This is a genomic window from Halotalea alkalilenta DSM 17697 (assembly GCF_000621205.1).
In the GTDB taxonomy this organism is placed as follows: Bacteria; Pseudomonadota; Gammaproteobacteria; order Pseudomonadales; family Halomonadaceae; genus Halotalea; species Halotalea alkalilenta.
Genome location: NZ_JHYY01000013.1, coordinates 1 through 23,002, shown reverse-complemented (window position 1 = coordinate 23,002; position 23,002 = coordinate 1). Strand labels below are relative to the sequence as shown.

The window sequence follows — 23,002 nt, the reverse complement described above, 5'->3', positions numbered from 1 at the left end:
TGCGCGTCCCGGCGCTATCGTAGCGCCACGTAGTTGGCGCAGGGGAGACAAGCATCCAAATGGGTAGTCAGCCATGAGTAGCGAGCAGAGCCGCTCCGACCAGCCGCATCATCTCGGCGCCAATCGCCGCGAGCTGCGGCTTTTGGCCCGCAATGGCATGATCGACCGCTGGTTCGAGCGCGGTACCTGCAGTTTCGCGGTGCTGGTGCTGGCGCTCCTGGGCGCGATCATGCTGTCTTTGTTGATCTCGGCCTGGCCTGCGCTCGCCACCTACGGTGCGGACTTCTTCACCCAGACCCGCTGGTCGGCCAACCAGGAGGTATTCGGCGCCTGGCCTGCGATCTACGGTACCTTGGTGACCTCGCTGATCGCGGTGGCGATCGCGGTTCCGGTGTCGTTCGGCATCGCGATCTTCCTCACCGAGAAATGCCCGGCGGCGCTGCGTCGGCCGCTCGGCGTCACCATCGAGCTGCTCGCCGGCATTCCCTCGATCATCTACGGGATGTGGGGGATCATGGTGCTCGGGCCATTCCTGCAGTGGCTCGCGCCCGAGCTGTTCCCCGCCGGCACGGGCCTTGCCACCGCCGGGATCATCCTCGCGGTGATGATCATTCCCTTCATCACCGCGATCACCCGCGATGTGATGTCCACCGTGCCTTCGGTGACCCGCGAGTCGGCCTATGGGCTCGGCTGCACCACCTGGGAGGTGGTGCGCAGCGTGATCTTCCCCTCGGTGCGCGGCGGGCTGGTCGGCGGGGTCATCCTCGGCCTTGGCCGGGCGCTCGGCGAGACCATGGCGGTGGCCTTCGTGATCGGCAACAACTTGTTCCTCCATCCGACGCTGACCGGGCAGGGAACCTCGATCGCCGCGCTGATCGCCAGCCAGTTCCCCGAGGCCGATGGCATCCAGCGCTCGGCGCTGCTCGCGCTCGGGCTGGTGCTGTTTTTGATCACCTTCGTGGTGCTTGCGATCGCGCGCTACATGCTGATGCGCATCGAGCGCCGCGCACCTTGATCCCGATCCTCACCCTGACCCCGTACCGGACGATAAGATGAGAAACGAGAATTCCGTCTACCGCCGCCGCCGGCTGATCAACCGTTCGATCATGACGCTCTGCGTCAGCGCCGCGGTGTTCGGTATCGTCTGGCTGCTGCTGATCCTGTTCACCCTGGTGTGGCAGGGCACCACCGCACTGTCGCTCGAGGTGTTCACCGAGCGTACCCGGATGTCCGGCGGTGGGCTCGGCAATGCGATCATCGGCAGCCTGATCATGACCGTCGGCGGTACCGTGGTCGGCACCATCGTCGGGATCGCAGCGGGAACCTGGCTTGCCGAGTACGGCGGTAGATCCAGGCTCGCTACGGTCATCCGCTTCATCAACGACGTGCTGCTGTCGGCACCCTCGATCATCATCGGGCTGTTCATCTACGCGGTGGTGGTGCTGCCGATGGGGCGCTTTTCCGGCTGGGCCGGGATCGCCGCGCTGGCCGTGATCATCATCCCGGTGGTGATTCGCTCCACCGAGGACATGCTGAAGCTGGTGCCCAACACCCTGCGGGAAGCCGCGTCGGCCCTCGGTGCCCACCGCTGGTGGGTGGTGGTGCGGGTCTGCTACAGCGGTGCCCGCGCGGGGATCATCACCGGCGTACTGCTGGGCTGCGCGCGGATCAGCGGCGAAACCGCGCCGCTGATCTTTACCTCGCTGAACTCGAACCAGTGGAACTTCTTCAATCTCGGCAGTGAGATGCCCAACCTGCCGATGACGCTCTACCAGAACATGACGATCAACTCGTTCATCCCCCGACAGGTCGAGCTCGCCTGGGCCGGTGCGTTGATCCTCACTGCCGCCATCCTGATTCTCAACATCATCGCGCGCATCGTGTCGCGAGAGTCGAACAAGAGGTAGTCATGTCCTCATCCAACCTCAATGACGAGTCCAACCTGCCGGCCGGTGCGCAGGCGACGGCCGGCGAAAGACCGACCATCGCCAAGCCCCGGCTACGCTCGCCGGGTGGTGAGACGACGGCTGATGTCGCGACCCAGGCCAAGCTCGAGGTCGAAGGGCTCAATTTCTACTATGGCCAGTTCCATGCGCTGAAGGACATCAGCATGACGGTGCCCGCCAACCGGGTGACCGCTTTCATCGGTCCTTCCGGCTGCGGCAAGTCGACCCTGCTGCGCTGCTTCAACCGTATCCACGATCTTTATCCGGGGATGCGTACCGAAGGCAAGCTGCTGCTCGACGGCCAGGACATCAACGATGGCAAGGTCGACGTCAACCTGCTGCGGGCGCGGATCGGGATGGTGTTCCAGCGCCCGACTCCGTTCCCGATGTCGGTGTTCGACAACATTGCCTTCGGGGTCAAGCTCTACGAGCGGCTCTCCGCCCGCGAGATGGCCGAACGGGTCGAATGGGCGCTGCGCAAGGCGGCGCTGTGGGACGAGGTCAAGGACAAGCTGCGCCAGAGCGGCCAGGCCCTCTCCGGGGGCCAGCAGCAGCGCCTGTGCATCGCTCGCAGCATTGCGATCAAGCCCGAGGTGATCCTGCTCGACGAGCCGACCTCGGCGCTCGACCCGATCTCGACCGGCTACATCGAAGACCTGGTCAACGAGCTCAAGCAGGACTACACCATCGTCATCGTCACCCACAACATGCAGCAGGCCGCGCGCGTCTCCGACATGACCGCCTTCATGTACCTGGGCGAGCTGATCGAGTACGACCGCACCTCGAAGATATTCACCCAGCCGGGCAACAAGCGCACCGAGGACTACATCACCGGCCGCTACGGCTGATCTTCCGGACCGCTATGCTGGAAAAACGAACGCCGGCACCCTTCGTAGGGCGCTGGCGTTTGGGTTTCAGCGCGAAAACGGTAGGTCGAGCCGGCGGGCGAGGCGCTCGATGGCGGCTACCGCGCCAGGGGCCAGGGGCGTGAGCAGAATCCACGGCAGCAGCAGCAGCGAGATCGAAAGCGACCCCATGAATACGTCCTCGAGCCAATGGCCGCCACCGATGATCCGCGGCAGGCTGAACACTGGGATCATCGCAGCGGCGAGGATGGCGCAGGGGCGGTCGGCGAAGCGCATCATGAAGGCGGCGAAGACCATCAGCATCATGCCGTGGTCGCCAGGGAAGCTGTTGCCCGCGCTGTCCTTGGTGGAGAAGTCCACCAACTGGGTGATGAAGTTGACCGGTTCACCGAGCGACTGGAAGTAGAGCGTCGGGCTCGGGTGCCCGTAGGGTAGCTCGTTGTTGATCAGCGCGATCACCCCGGCCGAGAACAGCATCACGAAGCCGACCCCGAACCAATGCCAGAGCCGACCCTTGCGCCGGTCGCGGCTGACCGCGAGCAGTAGTACCGCGACCATCACCAGAAAGGATGCGGCATCGAATGTCCGCGTGTTGAGCGCTGCGACCAGGTTGACCCAGCCGAGGTTGTCCGCGGTCAGGGTCTGGTTGAACGCGTGGAATACCCAGGCGTTGAGCGCTGGCCAGAAGGGGGCCAGGGTCTGCCACCAGCTTAGCAGCAGCAGCAGGCCGATGAGGTTGAGCAGCAGGATGGGTCTGAGCGACATGGGCGGATCCGGGCGGGTCTCGAGGTCGAAAAAAGCCGCCATGGCAACGCGGCGTCGCCATGGCGGCCAGCTGGACGCGCAAGGCGTCGAGTAAGCCGAGCGCCCAGTCTATTCTAATATTTCCTTAATGAAAACACTGTTCGATTATGCGCGCCAGCCGCAATAGACATGCCCCATCGCGCTCTCACGCGATGGGGCATCGACCTGCATGGCGGCTGGTGGCTAGAGCGACTCGATCTTGGCGCGCTGGTCGCCGAGCAGAGCGATCGCCTGCTGTGCCTCGTCGAGGCGGGCACGTTCCTTTTCGACCACGGCGGCCGGCGCCTTGGCGACGAAGCCTTGGTTGCCGAGCTTGCGCTGGATGCCGTCGACCAGCTTGCGCTGCTGCTCGAGCTGCTTGTCGAGACGGTTGAGTTCGGCCTCCTTGTCGATCAGCCCGGCCATCGGTACCCGTACCTCGAGCGCCCCGACGCTCGCCAGCGCGGACACCGGCACTTCGGCGGCCTCGGTGAACGCCACGCTTTCGAGCTTGGCGAGCTTGGCGAGGAAGCGCTCGTTCTCCGCCAGGCGGCGGCGATCCTCGGCATCGCCGCCGCAGAGATAAAGCGGCAGCCCCTTGCCGGGCGCTATGTTCATTTCAGCGCGGATGTTGCGCACCGCGTTGATCACCTGCTTGAGCCATTCGATGTCGTCGACCGCGCGCTGGTCGGTCTTGTCATCGTCGGCCACCGGCCAGGCCTGGGTCATGATCGAGGCATCGGCTTCGAGCGCGCGGCCGGCGAGCGGTGCGACCCGCTGCCAAATCTCCTCGGTGATGAACGGCATCATCGGGTGCGCCAGGCGCAGGATGGTCTCGAGCACCCGTACCAGGGTGCGCCGGGTGCCGCGCTTGAGTTCGAGGCTCGCCTCGTCGTCCCACAGCACCGGCTTCGAGAGCTCGAGATACCAGTCGCAGTACTCGTTCCAGACGAACTCGTAGAGCGCTTGGGAGGCGTGGTCGAAGCGATACTCGTCGAGCGCTCGGGTGAGCTGGGTCTCGACCTGCTGCAGCCGCGAGATGATGTAGCGATCGGCGAGACTGAGCTCGACCGGCTCACCCTGCTGGCCGCAGTCTTCGCCCTCGGCGTTGGAGAGTACGTAGCGCGCAGCGTTCCACAGTTTGTTGCAGAAGTTGCGATAGCCGTCGAGGCGGCCCATGTCGAACTTGATGTCGCGTCCGGTCGATGCCAGCGACAGATAGGTGTAGCGCAGCGCATCGGTGCCGTGGGGCTCGATGCCATCGGGGAACTCGCTGCGGGTCGCCTTGGCGATCTTGCTCGCCTTCTGCGGCTGCATCATGTTGCCGGTGCGCTTCTCGACCAGCGAGTCGAGCTCGATCCCGTCGATCAGGTCGATCGGGTCGAGCACGTTGCCCTTCGACTTCGACATCTTCTGGCCCTGGCCATCGCGTACCAGGCCATGGACATAGACGGTCTCGAACGGCACTTGGCCGGTGAACTTGAGCGTCATCATGATCATCCGGGCGACCCAGAAGAAGATGATGTCGAAACCGGTGACCAGCGCGCTGGTCGGATGGAAGGTCGCAAGCTCCGGGGTCTTTTCCGGCCAGCCGAGGGTGGCGAAGGTCCAAAGCGCAGAGCTGAACCAGGTGTCGAGCACGTCGTCGTCCTGGCGCAGCGCGACATCGGCGGCGAGTCCGTACTTCTCGCGTGCCTGCGCTTCGCTGCGCGCCACGTAGACGTTGCCCGCCTCGTCGAACCAGGCCGGGATGCGGTGGCCCCACCACAGCTGGCGCGAGATGCACCAGTCCTGCAGGTCGCGCATCCAGGCGAAGTACATGTTCTCGTAGTTCTTCGGCACGAAGCGGATCGAGCCGTTCTCCACCGCCTCGATCGCCGGTTTGGCCAGGCTTTCGACGGCGACGAACCATTGATCTGTCAAAAGCGGCTCGATCACCGTGCCCGAGCGGTCGCCGCGCGGCACCTTGAGCGCATGGGGCTCGACCTTCTCGAGCAGCCCTTGGGCATCGAGGTCCGCGACGATGCGTGCCCGTGCCTCTTCGCGCGCGAGCCCCGCATAGACGGAGGGCAGCGCCGGGTCGAAAGCCTGCGACGGCTTGCCGGAGAAGTCGTAGATCTCCGCTTCGGCGCGGATCCTGGCATCCGGCGTCAGCACGTTGATCAGTGCGCTCTGATGACGCTTGCCGACTTCGTAGTCGTTGAAATCGTGCGCCGGGGTGATCTTCACGCAGCCGGTACCGAAGTCGCGCTCGACGTAGTCGTCCTTGACGATCGGGATCCTGCGGCCGACCAGCGGCAGCTCGACGAACTTGCCGACCAGCTGGGCGTAGCGTTCGTCCTCGGGGTGGACCGCTACGCAGGTATCGCCGAGCAGGGTCTCGGGACGGGTGGTGGCGACGATGATGTGGTCCTTGCCGTCCGCGGTGGTCGCGCCGTCGGCGAGCGGATAGCGAATGTGCCAGAGCGAGCCCTGTTCATCATGGGACTCGACCTCGAGATCGGAGATCGCGGTGAGCAGCGCCGGGTCCCAGTTGACCAACCGCTTGCCGCGATAGATCAGCCCTTCGTCGTGCAGGCGCACGAACACTTCCTGGACGGCCTTGTAGAAGCCTTCGTCCATGGTGAAGCGTTCGCGCGACCAGTCGACGCTCGCCCCCATCCTTCGCAGCTGGCGGGTGATGTGGCCGCCGGATTCGGCCTTCCACTCCCATACCTTGTCGATGAACGCCTCGCGGCCGAGGTCGTGGCGCGACTTGCCCTGCTCATGGGCGAGTTTGCGCTCGACCAGCATCTGGGTGGCGATCCCCGCATGATCGGTGCCGACCTGCCAAAGCGTGTTGTGTCCCTGCATCCGCTTGAAGCGCACCAGGGTGTCCATCAGCGTGTCCTGGAAGGCGTGGCCCATGTGCAGGCTGCCGGTGACGTTCGGCGGCGGGATCATGATCGAGTAGGGCTGGCCGTGGCCCGAGGGCGCGAAGCGTCCGTCTTTTTCCCAGCGCTGGTACCAGCGGGTCTCGAGCAGATCGGGGCGGTAGGTCTTGTCCATCGGTTCCATGCGGCGGCTCATGATGATCTTGGAGGACGCTCGGGGAGCAAATTTGGGGCGATTATACGCGTTTGGCAGGGCCTGCGTCGAAGCCTCGGTCGATGGCGGCGGGGCGGCAGCGAAGCCCCGGGGCGAGGAACGACGCGCCCTAGACCAGGCCGAGGGCCTTCAGCTCGTTTTTCATGTAGGCGTAGTAGACCGGGGCGGCGATCATGCCGGCGAAGCCGAAGATGGCCTCGAAGACCAGCATGGCGAGCAGCAGCTCCCAGGCGCGAGCGCGGATCTGGCCGCCGACGATGCGGGCATTGAGGAAGTACTCGAGCTTGTGGATCACCACCAGGTAGCCGAGCACGCCGAGGGCGATCCAGATCGACAGCGACAGCCCGACGATGAAGATCACCGTGTTGGAGATCAGATTGCCGACCACGGGCAGCAGGCCGCAGACGAAGGTCACCACTACCAGGGTCTTGGCCAGCGGCAGGTGGACGCCAGCGAGCGGCAGCACCACGAGCAGGAAGATCGAGGTGAGCAGGGTGTTGATCAGCGAGATCTTGATCTGGGCGAAGACGATCTGGTGGAAGGCCGCGGCGAGGCGCATCACCCTGGTGTGCAGGGCGGCGGCGAGGGGCTTCATCTCGTTCGGCGCCGGCGTCGGCAGCAGCGCGATCACAGCGCCGAGTACCATGCCGATCAGCACGGTGACGAACAGATGCACGGCATCGCGCCCCCAGCTCTGCAGCTGGCTGATATGGCCGCTCAGCCAGCGCTGCAGCAGACCGTGGAAGTCCTCAGCCGAGCTCGGCAGGTAGCGCACCAGTACGCTCGGGAGCTGCTGGCGGGCACGCTCGATCACTTCCATCATCTTGCCGAGCGTCTGGCCGGGATTGTTGACCTCATGGAGGATGAACGAGAACGCGCCGGTGAAGGCCAGGCTGAGGCCGCCGACGATCACCACGGCGAGCAGGCCGACGGCGATCCAGCGGGCGATGCGCCCGGAGATCAGGTGTTCTATCGGATGGGTCAGGCCGTTGACCAGTTCGAACACCAGCAGGCCGGCCAGCAGGCTGGCGAGGAGCTTGAATGGAAGGATCAGCAGCAGAGCAACGGCAGCGATCAACAGACTTGCAAGCTGGATACGAGAGAGAGCGGGGCTATTCATCGATCGCCTTGTCGAAACTCCACGAACGGAGGCACTGGTGACCGCGACGGGAATTCACGGCGCGAGCTAGTCTGCCGCAGTCGTCGCTCGTGCGCCAGCGCCCGGGACGCTCGGTCGGCTCGTACGACCGGGGGCGAGGTTCGCTTGCCGGGCGCTGTGAAGTCGACGAGAGTAGGGCGCCTTGGACCTTTCATCGATTCCCGTCCGATTTCCGCCAGGAGACCGCATGCACCTTTGCCATCGACTTCGTGACGCCGCCCAGCCGCATTGGGACGCCGCCATTCACCACCGTTTCGTCGACGAGCTGATCGAGGGACGTATCGACGATGCCGTATTCGCCCGCTATCTGGTTCAGGACTACTGCTTCTGCGACAGCTTCGTCAGGCTGATGGGTGCCGCGGTCTGCGCCGCCGACGACGCGGACGCGCGGCTCGTGCACGCTCGCCAGCTGGCAGTGGTCGCCGGCGACGAGCATCGCTACTTCCTCGACGCCTTCGCCGCGCTCGGGGTCGAGGAGCGGGAGTGGAGATCGCCCGCGCTGGCTGGGCCGACCCGTGAGTTCATCGACTTGATGGACGAAGCCTGTGCCTCCCAGGACTACGCGGTGATCCTGGTGGTACTGGTGGTGGCCGAATGGCTCTACCTGGAGTGGGCGAGCCGGGCCACCGCATCGCTGCCGCCGCGTCCCGAGCACCATGACTGGATTCGGATCCATGCCGACGCCGAGTTCGTTCGCTGGGTCGATTTCTTGCGTGGCGAGCTCGAGCGAGTCGGCGCCGGGCGCGAGTTCGAATCCCTCAGCACGCCCTTCATCCGCGCATCGCGGATCGAAGAGCGCTTCTTCGATATGGCGTACGACCGGGTTCGCGACTGAGTGATTCGATCAGGCGCCCGCGCGGTGCTGGTAGGTGGCATCGAGGCGCTGCTTGAGATAGTCGGCGCAGTGGACCGGTGCATAGCGCGGTGCCTGGTCCGGGGCGATCTGGCGTGGGTCGATCAGGGTCTCCGGGTTGGGTTCCATGAAGAAGGCGATCGAGTAGCGTTCCTGAGTCGGGGCACGCACCCGGTGGGGCGTCGAGAGGTAGATATCGTTGCTCCAACGCATCAGGCAGTCGCCGATGTTGCATACGTAGGTGCCGGGAATCGAAGGCCCCTCCAGCCACTCACCGTCTCGGGTACGCACTTCGAGACCGGGCACGCCGTCGGTGGCGAGCAGGGTGAGGTCGCCGTAGTCGGTGTGTTCCCCGGCTCCCGCATCGTGGCGCCCGGCTTGAATGGCGGCCGGATAGTGCAGCAAGCGCAGGGTGGCGATCGGCGCGGTGAGGTGGGGTGCGAAGAATTCTTCATCGAGGCCTAGGTCGATGGCGAACCCCCGGTGGATCAGGCGGCCCAGCTCGAGGCAGTGGTCGAAGTAGCCGAGCATCCGCTCGCGCCATCCGGGCAGCGCGGTGGGCCAGAAGTTCAGCCCGCGAAAAGGCGCTCCGGCGACGATGTCGGGATCGTTCGCGTCGAGCTCGAGGCCGAGATTGAAGGCCTCCTTCCGATCGAAACCCGCTTTCGGATCGAGCCGCTCGTCAGCCATCGCCACATAGCCACGGTTGTGGGGCGAGCGCTTGATCGACAACTGCTGCTTGTCTGCGAGGGGCTGAGCGAAGAAAGCCCGGGCGTCGGCGAAAGCGGCATCGATCGCTGCCCTGGGCACGCTGTGTTCGGCGACCAGGAAGAATCCGACTTCGCGGCTCGCCCGGCCCAGTTGGGCCGCCGCCGCATGGCGCCGAGCGGGGTCGGCGTGGGCCAATTCGGTCACCGCGATCAGCGGAAGGCTTTGCATGTGGTCGTTCCTTTTTTGGCTTGGTTGTGAGCGGATCGAGCGGACAGGTCGAGCTGGATGCGCCGCGCTCGGCCGGATGAGAATATCCATGGTTAAACTATCGTGGCCGGTCATTGGCAGCGCACGTGGCGCTGGCGCGGAGGAGCGATGCTGGCCAGCCTGTTTCGCTGAAAAGATACGGCGAGCGCTGGGTGGCGGGAATGGTTGGGATTGAGGTGAGGATATCCAGAATTAAACTAAATAACCTGCCGAGTTAGCTGCCATGCCTCGTTTGGAGAAGCTGGACGACCGTCGGGATGGCGCCGCGCTGCTGCTGACTTCGCTCGGCTACGCCTTTGGCTCGGTGGAGTATCTCGCCGGGGGGCGCTACGGCCCCGTACGCAGGACGTTCGTCACTCTGTATACCGTTACATTGGGCCGGGTGAGGGTGATCGTCGACGAGCGCCGGGTGGTCACGCTCGAGGCTGGTCAGAGCGTGCTGCTGCACAATCGACACTCGATTGTCTACGACTACGCCCTCGGGCTGCATACGCGCGCGGCCTGGGTCGAGACCCAGCCAAGTCTCGACGGGCGCACCCTTGAGGCGCTTTGCGCGCCGTTCTCCACTCCGCTGCGTGCTTCTCCACGACTGCTGGCGCTCTTGGACATGGGGCTCGAGCTCAAAGACACGGCGCAGCCGCGTTGCAACCAGCTGCGCAACGCCCTTGGCGCAGCCGCGCTCGCCGCCCAGCTGTTCGAGGCCAGCGATGCGCCGGTCGGCGACTCGGTGCCCGCCGTGGCGCGACTGGCGATGCGCTATCTGCAGGCGCATTGCATCGAGATGGCGGGGCTTCATGAGCTCGCCGAGCACGTCGGGGTGTCCGAGCAGCATCTGATCACTACCTTCAGGCGCGCCTTCGGGATCACGCCGATCCGCTATCTATGGCGTTTGCGGGTGCTCAGGGGCATCGCCCGGCTGCGTGGAGGCGATGAAAGCGTAGCGGTGATCGCCGCCGAATGCGGCTTTCAGAATCCCTATCACTTCTCGCGTCAGGTCAAGGCACTGACCGGCACGGCGCCGACGGCGCTGCGCCGTCGCGACGACTTCCAGCTCTCCAGCAGCTGTCTGCCCGGGGGCACGGAGATCCACTTCTGAGCGCGGTGAGCGCTCAGCCCTTCAACGGATGCGCCTTGACCGGGTAGCCGCGCGACTTGTAGGTCTGCCAGCAGGCGCGCTTGGCGGTGAGCACTTCCTGGTGCTGATTGATGATCTCGGCGATCCGCTCGAAGCGCGAGAACCATTCGGGGATATCCGGGTGCAGGTTGAGCAGCGCCTCGACGCCGGGCGCTGGAGGGCCTTCCCAGCCGATCGTCACCGGTACATCGTCGCGCTCATGGAGCAGTGCGTGGGGCAGGTAGCTGTCGGGGCGAAAGGTCCACAGTGCGTCGTCGATCCGCCTCGCCGCCGCTTCGTCTTCGACGTGGACGTGCAGGCGGTAGCCTTTGCGCTGGATGGTTTCGGCCAGGCGGCAGGCGAAGTCGAGGCGCGCCTCTAGGGTGGTTTGGGGCAATACGTAGAAATCGATCCGGGTCATGGCGCGACTTGCTCGAAAACGCGCGGGCTGGCCGCGCGCGAGGGTGTTGAAGGATCAGACCCCGCCGTCGATGTCGAGCACCGCGCCGGTGGTGAACGAGGCTTCGGAGGAGGCAAGCCAGAGGATACCGCCTGCGATCTCCTCGACTTCTCCGGCGCGGCCGAGCGGGATGCCCTTGGCCGACTGCTCCGGTTTGTCGGGACGCCCGCCGCTGGCGTGGATCTCGGTGCGGATCACGCCGGGACGCACCACGTTGACGCGGATGCCATCGCTTGCGAGCTCCTTGGCGAGCCCTTCGCTGAAGGTGTCTATCGCACCCTTGGAGGCGGCATAGTCGACGTATTCGTTGGCGCCACCGCGATGGGCGGCCGCCGATGAGACGTTGACGATAGCCCCGCCCTTGCCGCCGTGGCGGAGCGACATCCGCTTGATCGCCTCGCGGGCGCAGATGAACGGACCTGCGACGTTGATCCGCATCATCCGCTCGACGCGCTCGAAGCTCATCGCCTCGACCCGGCAGACCTGGTCGACGATGCCGGCGTTGTTGACCAGCACATCGAGGCGTCCGAAACGCGCATCCAGCGCGGCGAACATCGCCTCGATCTCGGCTTCGACGCCGATATCGGCCTGGATCGCCCAGGCCACCCCGCCTTTTGATTCGATCTCGGCGACCAGGCGCTCGGCGGCTTCGCGTTCGGCGCGGTAGTTGACCGCCACCGCGTAGCCGCGGCTCGCGGCGAGCCGCGCGGTGGCCGCGCCGATACCGCGTGAACCTCCGGTGATCAGCATCACCGGGCGGTCGTCGATCGCAGCGCTACTCATCTCATACCTCCTCGAGCGGACCGAGCTCGTCGGCTTCCAGCGCTTCGGCCTCGCGGTCGAACAGATACTGGGTGAGCAGTCCGACCGGGCGGCCGCTGGCGCCTTTCTTGCCGTTCCAGGCAGTGCCGGCGACGTCGAGGTGGGCCCAGGGATAGGCTTCGGCGAAGCGCGACAGGTAGCAGGCGGCGGTGATCGAGCCAGCCTTGCGTCCGCCTATGTTGCCAAGGTCGGCGAAGTTGGATTCGAGCTGCTTCTGGTAGTCGTCCCAGATCGGCAGCTGCCAAGCGCGATCCCAGGATTCGTCAGCGGCTTCGAGCAGGGCCTCGGCGAGCTCGTCGTCGTTCGAGAACAGCCCGCTGGCATGATCCCCGAGGGCGATGATGCAGGCACCGGTGAGGGTGGCGATGTCGACCACGCTGGCCGGCTGGTAGCGCTCGGCGTAGGTCAGCGCATCGCACAGCACCAGGCGGCCCTCGGCGTCGGTGTTGAGGACTTCGACGGTCAGCCCCTTGAGGGTTTTGACGATGTCGCCCGGCTTGACCGAGCGGCCGTCCGGCATGTTCTCCGCCGAAGCGACGATCCCCACCACGTTGAGCTTGGGTTTCACCGCGAGCAGCGTCTTCATCGTGCCGAACACGCTTGCCGCGCCGCACATGTCGAACTTCATTTCGTCCATGTCCGCGGCCGGCTTGATCGAGATGCCGCCGGTATCGAAGGTGATGCCCTTGCCCACCAGCACGTGGGGCGGCTGGTCCGCGGCGCCGCCGCGATACTCCATCACGATCAGCCGCGGCGGCTCGGCGCTGCCCTTGCCGACCGCCAGCAGGGCGCCGGCGCCCATCTCTTCTATCGCTTTTTCGTCATGGATGGTGACGTCCAGCGCGCCGTTGGCACCGAGCTCGACGGCGCGCTCGGCGAGATAGCGCGGGGTGCAGACGTTGCCCGGCAGGTTGCCGAGCTCACGGGCGTAGTTGATCCCTTCGCCGACCGCGGCGCCGAGCGCGAGGCTCTGCTCTGCACGTGTCTTATCGAGGGTATCGTCGATCACCAGGGTCAGTTCGGCCAGGGTGACCGGCTTGGGCGGTTCGCTCTTGCCGGCGGTGAAGCGGTAGCTGGCCTTGAGTGCGCTTTCGGCGGTGATCCGCGCCTGCCACTCGGGCTCGCGGTCATCGAGCAGGGGATCGGCGAAGGCGGCAGCGAGACGCTCGATCTTGAGCTTGCATGCCGCCTCGAGTGCGCTTGCGAAGGCACTGCGCAGGGCCGGCTCGGCGAACTTTTCCGCGTCGCCGAGGCCTATCAGGAGCAGTCGTTCGGCTTCGATGCCGGCCAGCTCCGGGAGCAGCAGGGTCGCGCCGGCGTCGGCGCTGAAATCGCCGCGATCGAGCAACCGCCCGAGCAGACCGCCCAGCGCGTCGTCTATCTTCTGGAAGGTAGCGGTCTGGCGAGGGGTGCTCGTGCCGGGCTTGAACACCGGCAACAGCAGGCATTGGGTCGAAAGGGTGACGGCGGGCGTGAGGCTTGCGTTGAATTGCATGACGGCTCCGTGGCGATACGCTTCGGCTTCTGCTCTCGCGGGCGGCGCGAGACAAGCGATGGGGGATTCTGGATAATGCCGCTGCTATGCGCTTGGGGACGACCCCAGCTTGGGATGGGCGGCCTCGGTCGTAGGACCGTCGGCAAAGGCGCCGCCGGTCGATGTCATCGGCTTGCCAGTGTACGCGATGGCGCGTCGCGCGCAATCGTCGAGTGCCCCGGGATCCCTTCCGGAACGGGGACGCATCATGCACATACGGGAGCCTGGTTTTGGTCGTATTCCGCTATTTGATTCGCGAGATCCTGATCACCATGGCCGCCGTCACGGCGGTGCTGTTACTGGTCATCATGGGCAGCCGCTTCATTCGCTATTTCGCCGATGCGGCGGCCGGCAGCCTGCCGGTGGGGCTGGTCGGCAGCCTGATGCTGTTCCATATGCCGGGCTTCCTGCAGTTGATCCTGCCGTTGGCATTCTTCCTCGGCATCATGCTGGCCTACGGGCAGCTCTACCTGAACAGTGAAATGACGGTGCTGCAGGCCTGTGGCTTCAGCCCACTCAAGCTGCTCGGCATCTCGCTGTGGCCGGGGGTGTTCACCGGCGTACTGGTCGGGCTGTGCAGCCTGTGGTTGACCCCACTGGGACTCGCCACCAACGAGCTGACGCTGCAGCAGCAGAGTGCCCAGGCCGATTTCAGCGCGTTGAGTCCGGGACGTTTCCAGGACTTCGGCAGTGGCCGTACGGTCTACGCCGAGCATCTGAGCGAGAACCGCAGCCGGTTGGAGAACGTCTTCATCAGCGAGGGGCAGGAGGGCTCCGATGACTCCTCTCACGTGGTGACTCGCGCCGAAAGCGGCTATCAGGTCAACGACGAGCAGAGCGGCCAGCGCTACCTGGTGCTGTCCAACGGCCACCGCTATACGGTCGAACCCGGTGGCAATGCCGCTGAGCGGCTCGACTTCGCCACCTATGCGTTCCGGCTCGAAAGCGTCGCCAGTGAACGTGATCTCGACGATGTCGAACTGCAGTCGACCGCCCAGCTGCTGACGCGCGATGACAGCGACGCTCGCGCTGAGCTGCAGTGGCGACTGAGCCTGGCGCTGATGATCCCGGTACTGACCCTGCTGGCGATGTCGCTGTCGCGGGTCGATCCCCGCCAGGGGCGCTTCGCCAAGCTGCTGCCGGCGATCATGCTCCATGTGGTCTACCTGAGCCTCTTGCTATCCGCCCAGGAGGCGATGAGGGACGGGGTGCTCTCGACCTACATCGGGGTCTGGCCGATCCACCTCGCTTTCCTGCTCCTCGGCCTGTGGCTGTTGAGGCGCACTTTCGGCCAGAGGAGGGGACGCTGATGTTCGATCGCTTCGACCGCTACGTCGCCCGCAATGTGCTGGCGGCGATGCTGATCACCCAGTTCACTCTGCTGTCGCTGGATTTCACCATTTCGTTCATCAACGAACTCGGCGATACCCGCGGCGACTATGGGCCTCTGTCCATCCTGGTCTATCTGGCGATACGCCTGCCATGGCGCTTCTACTCCTATGCGCCGGTGGCGGTGCTGCTGGGTGCGCTGCTGGGGCTCGGGGCGATGGCCTCGAGCAACGAGTTGACCGCGATGCGCGCCGCGGGGCGTTCGATCGGTCGACTGATCTGGGGGGTGATGAAACCGCTGGCGCTGGTGGTAATCGTGACCATGGCCGTGGGCGAATGGCTGGTGCCCCAGGCCGAGCAGGCGGCCAAGGCCTATCGCACCGAGCGTATCCAGGGGCAGGGGGCGATCAGCGCGGTCAGCGGTGGCTGGCAGATCGAGGGCCAGGACGTTTATCACTTCGGCGCGATCCGGTCCGACAACGTGCTGATCGGCGTGACTCGCTATCACTACGACGAGGATCGGCTGGTCTCGGCCAGCTACGCCGATCGTGGCATATGGAACGCCGACGAGCGGCGCTGGCGGCTCGAGGGCGTACGCGAGACCAGCTTCGAGGACAGCGGCACGGTATCCGAGCGTTACGACGTCCTCGACTGGCAGACCAGCTTCGATCCGCAGTTCCTGACTCTGGTGATCATGGACCCTGACACCCAGTCGATCGGTAGCCTCTGGCGTTTCGCGCACTACCAGGACGACCAGGGTGTGAACAGTAACACCAGTTGGCTCTACTTCTGGCAGAAGGTGCTGCAGCCGCTGGCGTTGGCGGGGCTGGTGCTGGTCGCCGCCTCTTTCGTGTTCGGCCCGTTGCGTTCGGTCGCTGCGGGGACGCGGGTCTTCTACGGCGTGATCGTGGGATTGAGCTTCAAGTATCTGCAGGACCTGCTCGCGCCGTCCTCGATCCTTTTCGGTTTCTCGCCGGTCTGGGCAGTGGTGATACCGATCTTCGCCTGCTTCGCTTTCGGCACCTACCTGCTCAGACGCACCGGTTGACCAAGGAGCGGCCCACCGGGCCGCTCCGGCCTCATTGTCCAATTCTCCTGCGTACTCTTCTTCGCATTGGCCCCGTTGCGCTCACCGCTGGGTGAGCGCCGCTGATCGATGCGCGTGGAAGTGCGGATGCTTTTTTGCAGCTAATGTGAATTTCTCTCAGTTGTCATTGAGTTCTTCTGCCAATTAGGTAGATTACGCAAATGGGTCCGAGTCCGCTCCATTCGCGATCGGTCCCGTCCAATCGTCGCCGGGGGAATTCATGTACGTCTGTCTTTGCAAGGGAGTGACCGACCGTCAGCTCAGGCAAGCGGTCGAGGAAGGTGCTTCGAGCTGGAAGGAAGTACGTGAAGCCACCGGTTGCGCCAGCCAGTGCTGCAAGTGTGCAAGGGTCGGCAAGGAGATCGTGCGGGACGCGCTGGTCGAACTGGAGCCGCGCTACGACCTCGCCTACGCGGTGTGACCATTCTTCGAAGCTGATTTCGCCATCGATTCAAGGCCATCGTTTCAAAGCCCCATCGGCGCTTCTTTCGCCGGTGGGGCTTTTGCGTTTTACGGCGCTGTTTTTCGTCACTATTCGCGGATTGATACCGGGTCGCAATCGGACGCTCTATTGAGTGGTAATAGGATTGATTATCGTCCTCGAACGTCGGGAAAAATGAGCGAAAATGTATGGAAAACAGGGGTAAGTTGTCAGATACTGCCGGTCTACGGGCGCTTGGCACCGCCCTACCGTGACGACTGAGACTTGGCAGAGGAACTGCAGATGAAAGGCGACCCGAAAGTAATCGAACACCTCAACGTCATCCTGGGTAATGAACTGGTGGCGATCAACCAGTACTTCCTCCATGCCCGGATGTACGAGAACTGGGGGATCGACGGGCTGGCGAAATGGGAGTACGGGGAGTCGATCGAGGAGATGCGCCACGCCGACCGGCTCACTCAGCGGATCCTGTTCCTCGACGGACTGCCCAACCTGCAGGATCTCGGCAAGCTGCACATCGGCGAAGATACCGTCGAGATGCTCAAGGCCGACCTCCAGCTCGAGTACGATGCGCACAAAGCGCTGATCTCCGCGATCCAGTATTGCGAATCGGTGGGCGACTACGTCAGTCGCGATCTGCTCAAGGAGATCCTCGCCGACGAGGAGGAGCATATCGATCACATCGAGACCGAGCTCTCGCTGATCGACAAGATCGGCCTGCCCAACTATCTGCAGAACCAGCTCAAGCCGGTCAACGAACAGCACATCAACGAAGACGCTCACTGACATCGCTGAGTCGCGCCTGCGGCCGCCCCATCGGGCGGCCGCTCAGACTGCTGACAAAGTATTTGAAGATGCCACGATGGTTTCCAGCCGCCTCCGAGAGCGCGCTGGCCGGCAATCGATTGCACCGGGGTTTGCGACATGGATGTCGCAAAAGGCGCGCCCGGACAGGGACGTCCATGCGCGCCGACCCGAGGGCAAGCGGTTGATCGGCCAGGGTTTCGCGATCTCGTGGCGGCGCGTCCCCTTTCAGGGGGAGCGCGAGGGGACCGCCCCTCGCATCTAAGCGAGCAAGAGGCGCGTTAGGACTCAAACGGTTCTCGACTCGCCAGGATCGAGAGCGTCGCTGGGTCAAAAGGGGTTTGTCATTAATCTGGCTTGCGGCCGCCCCATCGGGCGGCCGCTGCTATTCGGGGCCTGGTAGCGGCTACGGCCTTTGCGGCGTCCAGCGCCTAGCCTTGCTCGAAAGCCTTGACCAGGGCGAAGCGGGGCAGGGGGATGCCATCGCGCTCGATGGTTTGATTGAACATGCCGAGCGGTCGGCTCCAGAGATCGTAGTCACCGTAGAGCGCGCGGTAGACCACCAACTGCTCCTCGGTCTCGCTGTGGCGCGCGACGCCGATCACTTGATAGAGCGCGCCCTTGTAGTGGCGATAGATGCCCGGTCTGGGGATCGGATCGTTGGGAGGCATGGGGTTCCTGCTGTGATGATGGATGTTCAGTCTTCGAGCCTGCTCGAGAGCCGCTCGACCGCATGGGCGGCGGCGGCGAAGCCGAAGGCGCCGGTGACGAAGCTCGCCGCTCCATAGCCTGAGGCGCAGTCGAGCCGGGTCGATTCGCCGGCGCCCGGCTTGCGCGCGCAGACCTCTCCATCCGGTGCTGGATAGCGGCGCTGCTCATCGGAGCAGATGCAGGTGATCCCGAAGCGGCGCTTGGGGTCGCGCGGATAGCCGTGGTGGCGGCGCAGATTGCTGCGCAGCTTGGCGAGCAGCGGGTCCTGCTCGGTGCGCGACAGGTCGCGCCGTTCGATCCGGGTCGGGTCGAGCAGTCCACCGGCTCCACCGGTCACGGTGAGACCGAGCCCCCGGCGCTTGCACCAGTCGACTAGTGCGGTCTTGGCGGCAAGCGCGTCGATGGCGTCGATCACATGGTCGATGCCGATATCGAGGCGTTGCTCGAGATTGTGTGGGGTGATGAAGGCGCTGACCGGGTCGAGCTCGAGCTCCGGATTGATCAGCCGCATCCGCTCGGCGAGCACCTCGACCTTGGGACGACCGATCTGGCCATCGAGGGCGGGCAGCTGGCGATTGACGTTGGAGACGCAGACGTCGTCCAGATCGATCAGGGTCAGCCGACCGATACCGCTGCGCGCCAGCGCCTCGACTGCCCAGCTGCCGACGCCACCGACGCCGATCACGGCGACGTGGGCGCGGGCCAGCCGTGCCTGGGCGCGAGCGCCGATCAGCCGGCGGATGCCGCCGAAACGCAGCTCGGCGGCGTCGCGCTCAAGCGATGGGGCGAAGGAGGAATCACTCATCATCGATCCTAGGGATTGGTCTGCTCGCATACGGTGATACGGTCCCGGGAGAGATGCGCCTGCCAGCCGAACAGCTCCAGCAGGGCGGCGAAGTCGCTCTCGAGTGCCGCTTCGGCCTCGATTCGCATACCGCTGAACGGATGGGCGAAACCAAGTCGGGTCGCCGCCAGCAGCAGCCGGGCGCTGCCCGGGAACTCGGCGAAGTAGTGCGTCTTGAAATAGCGGTTGTGCACGCCCTTGCCATGCTTGGCATCGCCGATCAGCGGGTGGCCCGCTTGGCTCAGGTGTCGGCGGATCTGGTGGCGTCGTCCGCTCGACGGATTGGCCTCGATCAGCGAGTAGCGGCTGCTTGGGTAGCGGTCGATGGCGACCGGCAGCTCGATCTCGGCGAGCCTGGCTATCTCGGTGCAAGCGGGCATGGCGGGATTCTCCGCCTTGGGCCGAAGCCCATCCTCCTCGCGCAGCGGCCAGTCGAGCCTGGCGGCGAGCGGCGCATGGCCGCGGACCACGGCGAGGTAGCGTTTATCCACCCGATGTTCGGTGAACTGCTCGGAGAGCCTCGCCGCGGCTTCTGGGCTGAGAGCGAAGACCATGACGCCCGCGGTGGGCCGATCGAGGCGATGGACCGGGTAGACCCGCCGCTGAATGGTATCGCGCAGCTCCTGGAGCAGGATGCGGGGCGCATGGCGGTCCAGCGCGCTGCGGTGGACCAGTACGCCCGCAGGCTTGGCGACGACGACGATATCGTCGTCCAAGTGGAGCACACGAAGAGGTGTCACGAGGTTCACGACCAAAGGATGGCGCGATATTTTGGCGTCAAACGCAGGAGATGTACAGACACCGAGGCGTGAGCACCCGCCTTGGGCCGCTTGGGATGGCCCGCTGATCTATATCTGATAGAATCGCCACCCGCTGCCCCGGCAGGAAAGGTTCGGCCAGGCGGGGTCGCCGGTGAAGGAGTTGGATGCGTGGTCGACGCTGGGTGAGTGCGTCGTTCGACTCTAGGGGGAGCTATGCCGCATCTGGTGGTGCTCAGCGGCGCTGGCATCAGTGCCGAGAGTGGTATCGAGACTTTCCGCGCGGCGGAAGGCCTATGGGCCAATCATCCCGTCGAGGCGGTCGCGACACCGGAGGGTTGGCGGCGCGATCCAGAGCGCGTGCTCGGGTTCTACGCCGAGCGGCGCCGGCAGATCCGCAGCGCTCGTCCCAATGCTGCTCATCGTGCCCTGGCTGAGCTGGAAGGCGCTGGTTTCCGCGTCACCATTCTGACCCAGAATATCGATGACCTTCACGAGCGCGCGGGCTCCAAGGATGTGATGCATCTTCACGGCAACGTGATGAATGCTCGTTCGAGCGTCGATCCCCGCTTGATCTATCCGCTCGCCGAGGGTGAGGAGATCAATCTCGGTGACCTCTGCGACAAGGGCAGCCAGCTGCGTCCGCACGTGGTCTGGTTCGGCGAGCCGGTACTGCTCCTCGACGCCGCCCGTGAGCTTACCGCCGACGCCGACTTGCTGCTGGTCGTTGGTACCTCGCTCAACGTCATGCCGGTGGCGGGGTTGATCGATGAGGTGGCATTTCACGTACCGCGCCTGCTGGTCGATCCCAGAGCGCACGAGTTTGCCCCCCAGGGCGTGATGGCGCTGTCGCGCCGCGCCGCCGAAGGTGTTCCGCTGCTAGTCGATCACTGGCGCCGGACCCGGCGACTCACGCCCCCCGATATGTCCGCCGGCTGAGTCGGCGGGCTTTTCTTCTCGCGGCGGCGCCTTCTACGGTGCCGCCGCTTGGCATTCTCGAGGTCTTCTTTCGTCATGTTCGAATCATTCAACCGGATGTTCCCAGTGTGGGCGATCCTGGTCGCCGTGTTCGCGGTATGCCTGCCGACTCCGCTGCTCTCGCTTGCCGGGCTGGTTCAGCCGCTCTTGATGCTGATCATGTTTGTCATGGGGGTGACGCTCTCGCGCGAGGATTTCGCCGGTGTGTTCCGTGATCCCCGAGCGGTGCTGCTCGGTCTCATGCTCCACTACACGGTGATGCCGCTGGCCGCGTTCGCGATCGGTTGGCTGCTCGGTCTGCCGCCGGAGCTGATGGTCGGGATGATCCTGGTCGGCGCGGTATCCAGCGGCACCGCCTCCAACGTGATGACCTGGATCTCCGGTGGCAACGTGGCGCTGGCGGTCAGCCTGACCATCGTCTCGACCCTGGTCTCGGTGGTGCTTACGCCGCTGCTGGTCTGGCTGCTGGTCGGGCAAAGCGTCAGCGTGCCGGTATGGGCAATGCTTTGGAGCATCGCTCGACTGGTGTTGCTGCCGATCCTGCTCGGTGTGGCGGTGCACCGGTTCATCGGTGCGTATGTCGAGCGGATCGAGCCGATGCTCGCCAGTGTCGCGGTGGCCGCGATCCTGGTGATCATCGGAGTGGTCGTTGCCGCCAACGTCGGCCAGCTGGCGACGCTCGGGCCCATCGTCGCGGTGGCGGTGCTTCTGCACAACGGCGTAGGCCTTGCGGGAGGGTACTGGGGGGGGAGGCTGCTCGGGCTCGATGAACGCAAGAGCCGTACCCTCGCTTTCGAGGTGGGGATGCAGAACTCTGCACTGGCGGTCTCGCTCGCGACCCAGTTCTTCACCCCCGCGGCTGCGCTGCCTGGTGCGCTGTTTTCGGTCTGGCACAACATCTCCGGATCGCTGCTGGCAGGCTACTGGAAGCGCCGTCCGATCACCGGCATCAGCACGACCTCCACGGAATCTTCATGAATCGAGATCTTCCTGGCGGCGAGACGAGCGATCATCCTCGCCGGCCGTTCAAGGCGCGCGGCAGCGCGGTCGTGCGTTGCGAAGGCTGTCGTCTGCCGCAGCTCAACTGCTTGTGCCCCTACAAGGTGAGGGTGGAGGCGAGGGCGCGTTTCTGGCTGATCACCCATGCCCTCGAGCGGCACAAACCGACCAACACCGGGCGGTTGATCGCCGACTGCCTGGCCTCGACCGAAGTTTTCGGCTGGTCCCGCACCGAGCCGGACCCGCTGCTGCTCGAACGGCTCGCGGATCCGCGCTTCATGCCTTTTCTGGTCTTCCCCGACGATCAGCCCGACTACGCCGATCGAGTCGTCGCGTATCGCGCTCCGGATGACGAGCGCATACCGGTGTTCGTGATCCTCGATGGTACCTGGCGTCAGGCCCGCAGGATGTTCCGCCAGAGCCCCTACCTGGCCCGGCTTCCGATCGTCGCATTGCGCACCGAGCGGCTGACTCGCTATCGGCTGCGTACCCCGGCCTCCGCCCAGCACCTTTGCACCGCGGAGGTCGCAGCCGAACTGCTGCGCGTGGCTGGGGAGCATGAGGCGGCCGGGGTGCTCGACGATTACTTCGATGTCTTCAACGAGAGCTATGCGGCGAGCAGGGCCTATCGGCGTCTGGAGCGGCCATCGGCGGCGATGCGCCGCCAGCTCGAGCGGCTGGAAGCGCCCCGAGACGGCCTGGGCGTTTCAACCGCTCCTGCGGCGGGTTAGAGTGGGGCAAGACGGCGTTACGCCAGCTTTCAAGCGAGGAGCCAGCATGGGCATTGGAGTGATCACCACGATCGTCGCCAAGCCGGGGTATGAGCAGGAGGTCGAAGAGGCGCTGAGGGAGGTGGTGCCCCCATCGCGGATCGATGACGGCTGCGAGTTCTATGCGCTCAACCGTGACTTCAAGCGCCCCAGCGCGTTCTACATTCTCGAGCAGTGGCGTGACCAGGAAGCGATCTCGCGCCGCGAGGAGCAGAGTCACTTCAAGCGGCTGATCGAGGCGCTCGAGGGCAAGATCGAGTCGATGGAAGCCGCTCGGCTCGAAACGCTGCTTTGATCTGGTACATGAAAAGAGAAGGGGTGCTGCGCGCAGCACCCCTTCTCTTTCAGACTGCTGACAAAGCCCTGGCCTCACCGCCAGGGCTTTGTTTTGATGAAGGCATACCCTTTGCGAGTATGCCGCCGTGCTGCGAGAGCCCTCTCCTCATCAACATCAGCTCGAAATGGTCACGCTTGAAGAGCTGGTGCCGTCTGATCACCTGCTACGTCACATCGACGCCACCCTCGATTTCTCCTTCATCCGCGACAAGGTCCGCCATCTCTACTGCGCCGATAATGGCCGCCCCGCGCTCGATCCCGTCATGCTGTTCAAGGCCTTGTTCATCGGCTACTTGTTCGGGGTGCGCAGCGAACGCCAATTGATGCGTGAGATCCAGGTCA

General features: G+C 64.8%; 24 protein-coding genes. 14 read left to right on the top strand and 10 right to left on the bottom strand.

Going from position 1 to position 23,002, the window contains the following annotated elements; all coding sequences use genetic code 11:
• Positions 1–73 precede the first annotated feature (73 nt).
• The 3 genes from pstC to pstB are packed head-to-tail and all read left to right on the top strand — an operon-like array spanning position 74 to position 2,794.
• Positions 74–1,015 (top strand): phosphate ABC transporter permease subunit PstC, encoded by a 942-nt coding sequence (gene pstC / locus Q376_RS20825; RefSeq protein ID WP_043445457.1) that lies wholly within the window; start codon positions 74–76, stop codon positions 1,013–1,015.
• Between the two features lie 37 nt (positions 1,016–1,052).
• Positions 1,053–1,907 carry a phosphate ABC transporter permease PstA gene (gene pstA / locus Q376_RS0100120; protein WP_027348570.1) on the top strand — a complete coding sequence of 285 codons (855 nt, stop codon included), beginning with the start codon at positions 1,053–1,055 and terminating at the stop codon, positions 1,905–1,907.
• Positions 1,908–1,909: 2 nt separating this feature from the next.
• Positions 1,910–2,794 (top strand): phosphate ABC transporter ATP-binding protein PstB, encoded by an 885-nt coding sequence (gene pstB / locus Q376_RS0100115; protein WP_081803312.1) that lies wholly within the window; start codon positions 1,910–1,912, stop codon positions 2,792–2,794.
• Positions 2,795–2,860: 66 nt separating this feature from the next.
• Here the strand turns inward: pstB and Q376_RS0100110 are convergent, their stop codons facing one another.
• The 3 genes from Q376_RS0100110 to Q376_RS0100100 form a co-directional block, all read right to left on the bottom strand.
• Positions 2,861–3,577 (bottom strand): phosphatase PAP2 family protein, encoded by a 717-nt coding sequence (locus Q376_RS0100110; RefSeq protein WP_027348568.1) that lies wholly within the window; start codon positions 3,575–3,577, stop codon positions 2,861–2,863.
• A 222-nt stretch (positions 3,578–3,799) separates the two neighbouring features.
• Complete coding sequence (locus Q376_RS0100105; protein ID WP_027348567.1) at positions 3,800–6,643, bottom strand: valine--tRNA ligase; 2,844 nt, start codon at positions 6,641–6,643, stop codon at positions 3,800–3,802.
• A 148-nt stretch (positions 6,644–6,791) separates the two neighbouring features.
• Complete coding sequence (locus Q376_RS0100100) at positions 6,792–7,802, bottom strand: AI-2E family transporter (protein WP_027348566.1); 1,011 nt, start codon at positions 7,800–7,802, stop codon at positions 6,792–6,794.
• 226 nt (positions 7,803–8,028) lie between these two features.
• On the opposite strand from Q376_RS0100100, the gene Q376_RS20820 reads away from it, so the two are divergent.
• Positions 8,029–8,676 (top strand): TenA family protein, encoded by a 648-nt coding sequence (locus tag Q376_RS20820; RefSeq protein WP_043445454.1) that lies wholly within the window; start codon positions 8,029–8,031, stop codon positions 8,674–8,676.
• A gap of 9 nt (positions 8,677–8,685) precedes the next feature.
• Here Q376_RS20820 and Q376_RS0100090 read toward each other — a convergent pair whose 3' ends face one another.
• Positions 8,686–9,633 (bottom strand): isopenicillin N synthase family dioxygenase, encoded by a 948-nt coding sequence (locus Q376_RS0100090; protein WP_027348565.1) that lies wholly within the window; start codon positions 9,631–9,633, stop codon positions 8,686–8,688.
• Positions 9,634–9,895: 262 nt separating this feature from the next.
• On the opposite strand from Q376_RS0100090, the gene Q376_RS23845 reads away from it, so the two are divergent.
• Complete coding sequence (locus tag Q376_RS23845) at positions 9,896–10,768, top strand: helix-turn-helix domain-containing protein (protein WP_027348564.1); 873 nt, start codon at positions 9,896–9,898, stop codon at positions 10,766–10,768.
• A 13-nt stretch (positions 10,769–10,781) separates the two neighbouring features.
• Here Q376_RS23845 and Q376_RS0100080 read toward each other — a convergent pair whose 3' ends face one another.
• The 3 genes from Q376_RS0100080 to Q376_RS0100070 are packed head-to-tail and all read right to left on the bottom strand — an operon-like array spanning position 10,782 to position 13,563.
• On the bottom strand, positions 10,782–11,207 hold the full coding sequence (locus Q376_RS0100080) for a DNA polymerase III subunit chi (RefSeq protein WP_027348563.1): 426 nt from the start codon (positions 11,205–11,207) through the stop codon (positions 10,782–10,784).
• Between the two features lie 54 nt (positions 11,208–11,261).
• Entirely contained in the window at positions 11,262–12,029 is a 768-nt protein-coding gene (locus tag Q376_RS0100075; RefSeq protein WP_155834055.1) for an SDR family oxidoreductase, read from the bottom strand.
• Position 12,030: 1 nt separating this feature from the next.
• Positions 12,031–13,563 carry a leucyl aminopeptidase gene (locus tag Q376_RS0100070; RefSeq protein WP_027348561.1) on the bottom strand — a complete coding sequence of 511 codons (1,533 nt, stop codon included), beginning with the start codon at positions 13,561–13,563 and terminating at the stop codon, positions 12,031–12,033.
• A 269-nt stretch (positions 13,564–13,832) separates the two neighbouring features.
• Between Q376_RS0100070 and lptF the strand changes: the two genes are divergently transcribed.
• The 4 genes from lptF (at position 13,833) to bfr (ending at position 17,246) form a co-directional block, all read left to right on the top strand.
• Positions 13,833–14,912, top strand: a complete 1,080-nt coding sequence (lptF, locus tag Q376_RS0100065) for an LPS export ABC transporter permease LptF (RefSeq protein ID WP_027348560.1) — start codon at positions 13,833–13,835, stop codon at positions 14,910–14,912.
• A complete protein-coding gene (lptG, locus tag Q376_RS0100060; RefSeq protein WP_342665943.1) occupies positions 14,912–15,979 on the top strand; it encodes an LPS export ABC transporter permease LptG in 1,068 nt (355 codons plus the stop codon). The genes lptF and lptG overlap by 1 nt, the downstream gene beginning before the upstream one ends.
• 259 nt (positions 15,980–16,238) lie before the next feature.
• On the top strand, positions 16,239–16,439 hold the full coding sequence (locus tag Q376_RS0100055) for a bacterioferritin-associated ferredoxin (protein WP_027348558.1): 201 nt from the start codon (positions 16,239–16,241) through the stop codon (positions 16,437–16,439).
• A 303-nt stretch (positions 16,440–16,742) separates the two neighbouring features.
• Positions 16,743–17,246: a bacterioferritin gene (gene bfr / locus Q376_RS0100050; RefSeq protein WP_027348557.1), complete on the top strand. Its 504-nt coding sequence runs from the start codon at positions 16,743–16,745 to the stop codon at positions 17,244–17,246.
• 449 nt (positions 17,247–17,695) lie between these two features.
• Here the strand turns inward: bfr and Q376_RS0100040 are convergent, their stop codons facing one another.
• Genes Q376_RS0100040 through Q376_RS0100030 form a run of 3 tightly spaced genes read right to left on the bottom strand, consistent with a single transcriptional unit; the run spans position 17,696 to position 19,559 of the window.
• Positions 17,696–17,935: a DUF1653 domain-containing protein gene (locus Q376_RS0100040; RefSeq protein ID WP_027348556.1), complete on the bottom strand. Its 240-nt coding sequence runs from the start codon at positions 17,933–17,935 to the stop codon at positions 17,696–17,698.
• Between the two features lie 26 nt (positions 17,936–17,961).
• Entirely contained in the window at positions 17,962–18,780 is an 819-nt protein-coding gene (gene tcdA, locus Q376_RS0100035) for a tRNA cyclic N6-threonylcarbamoyladenosine(37) synthase TcdA (RefSeq protein ID WP_027348555.1), read from the bottom strand.
• Between the two features lie 8 nt (positions 18,781–18,788).
• Positions 18,789–19,559, bottom strand: a complete 771-nt coding sequence (locus tag Q376_RS0100030) for a pseudouridine synthase (RefSeq protein WP_027348554.1) — start codon at positions 19,557–19,559, stop codon at positions 18,789–18,791.
• Between the two features lie 234 nt (positions 19,560–19,793).
• On the opposite strand from Q376_RS0100030, the gene Q376_RS0100025 reads away from it, so the two are divergent.
• The 5 genes from Q376_RS0100025 to Q376_RS20805 form a co-directional block, all read left to right on the top strand.
• The gene (locus tag Q376_RS0100025) at positions 19,794–20,516 is read left to right on the top strand and encodes an SIR2 family NAD-dependent protein deacylase (protein WP_027348553.1); all 723 of its coding nucleotides are present in this window, start codon (positions 19,794–19,796) and stop codon (positions 20,514–20,516) included.
• 75 nt (positions 20,517–20,591) lie between these two features.
• Positions 20,592–21,533 carry a bile acid:sodium symporter family protein gene (locus Q376_RS0100020; RefSeq protein WP_027348552.1) on the top strand — a complete coding sequence of 314 codons (942 nt, stop codon included), beginning with the start codon at positions 20,592–20,594 and terminating at the stop codon, positions 21,531–21,533.
• Positions 21,530–22,285, top strand: coding sequence for a tRNA-uridine aminocarboxypropyltransferase (locus tag Q376_RS20810; protein ID WP_052364790.1), 756 nt, complete (start codon positions 21,530–21,532; stop codon positions 22,283–22,285). Before Q376_RS0100020 ends, Q376_RS20810 begins: the two co-directional genes overlap by 4 nt.
• Positions 22,286–22,331: 46 nt before the next feature.
• Complete coding sequence (locus tag Q376_RS25020) at positions 22,332–22,619, top strand: putative quinol monooxygenase (protein WP_027348551.1); 288 nt, start codon at positions 22,332–22,334, stop codon at positions 22,617–22,619.
• Between the two features lie 127 nt (positions 22,620–22,746).
• On the top strand, positions 22,747–23,002 hold a 256-nt coding region (locus Q376_RS20805), incomplete at its 3' end, for a transposase (protein ID WP_162177870.1).

What these genes read in the sequence shown, in the direction of transcription:
- tcdA (WP_027348555.1), bottom strand. Translation starts at nt 18,780, where the DNA reads ATGAGTGATTCCTCCTTCGCCCCATCGCTTGAGCGCGACGCCGCCGAG.
- Q376_RS0100090 (WP_027348565.1), bottom strand. Translation starts at nt 9,633, where the DNA reads ATGCAAAGCCTTCCGCTGATCGCGGTGACCGAATTGGCCCACGCCGAC.
- Q376_RS0100110 (WP_027348568.1), bottom strand. Translation starts at nt 3,577, where the DNA reads ATGTCGCTCAGACCCATCCTGCTGCTCAACCTCATCGGCCTGCTGCTG.
- lptG (WP_342665943.1), top strand. Translation starts at nt 14,912, where the DNA reads ATGTTCGATCGCTTCGACCGCTACGTCGCCCGCAATGTGCTGGCGGCG.
- Q376_RS0100040 (WP_027348556.1), bottom strand. Translation starts at nt 17,935, where the DNA reads ATGCCTCCCAACGATCCGATCCCCAGACCGGGCATCTATCGCCACTAC.
- pstA (WP_027348570.1), top strand. Translation starts at nt 1,053, where the DNA reads ATGAGAAACGAGAATTCCGTCTACCGCCGCCGCCGGCTGATCAACCGT.
- pstB (WP_081803312.1), top strand. Translation starts at nt 1,910, where the DNA reads ATGTCCTCATCCAACCTCAATGACGAGTCCAACCTGCCGGCCGGTGCG.
- Q376_RS0100070 (WP_027348561.1), bottom strand. Translation starts at nt 13,563, where the DNA reads ATGCAATTCAACGCAAGCCTCACGCCCGCCGTCACCCTTTCGACCCAA.
- Q376_RS0100055 (WP_027348558.1), top strand. Translation starts at nt 16,239, where the DNA reads ATGTACGTCTGTCTTTGCAAGGGAGTGACCGACCGTCAGCTCAGGCAA.
- Q376_RS23845 (WP_027348564.1), top strand. Translation starts at nt 9,896, where the DNA reads ATGCCTCGTTTGGAGAAGCTGGACGACCGTCGGGATGGCGCCGCGCTG.
- Q376_RS0100100 (WP_027348566.1), bottom strand. Translation starts at nt 7,802, where the DNA reads ATGAATAGCCCCGCTCTCTCTCGTATCCAGCTTGCAAGTCTGTTGATC.
- Q376_RS25020 (WP_027348551.1), top strand. Translation starts at nt 22,332, where the DNA reads ATGGGCATTGGAGTGATCACCACGATCGTCGCCAAGCCGGGGTATGAG.
- Q376_RS20810 (WP_052364790.1), top strand. Translation starts at nt 21,530, where the DNA reads ATGAATCGAGATCTTCCTGGCGGCGAGACGAGCGATCATCCTCGCCGG.
- bfr (WP_027348557.1), top strand. Translation starts at nt 16,743, where the DNA reads ATGAAAGGCGACCCGAAAGTAATCGAACACCTCAACGTCATCCTGGGT.
- Q376_RS0100025 (WP_027348553.1), top strand. Translation starts at nt 19,794, where the DNA reads ATGCCGCATCTGGTGGTGCTCAGCGGCGCTGGCATCAGTGCCGAGAGT.
- Q376_RS0100105 (WP_027348567.1), bottom strand. Translation starts at nt 6,643, where the DNA reads ATGGACAAGACCTACCGCCCCGATCTGCTCGAGACCCGCTGGTACCAG.
- Q376_RS0100080 (WP_027348563.1), bottom strand. Translation starts at nt 11,207, where the DNA reads ATGACCCGGATCGATTTCTACGTATTGCCCCAAACCACCCTAGAGGCG.
- pstC (WP_043445457.1), top strand. Translation starts at nt 74, where the DNA reads ATGAGTAGCGAGCAGAGCCGCTCCGACCAGCCGCATCATCTCGGCGCC.
- Q376_RS0100020 (WP_027348552.1), top strand. Translation starts at nt 20,592, where the DNA reads ATGTTCGAATCATTCAACCGGATGTTCCCAGTGTGGGCGATCCTGGTC.
- Q376_RS0100075 (WP_155834055.1), bottom strand. Translation starts at nt 12,029, where the DNA reads ATGAGTAGCGCTGCGATCGACGACCGCCCGGTGATGCTGATCACCGGA.
- Q376_RS20820 (WP_043445454.1), top strand. Translation starts at nt 8,029, where the DNA reads ATGCACCTTTGCCATCGACTTCGTGACGCCGCCCAGCCGCATTGGGAC.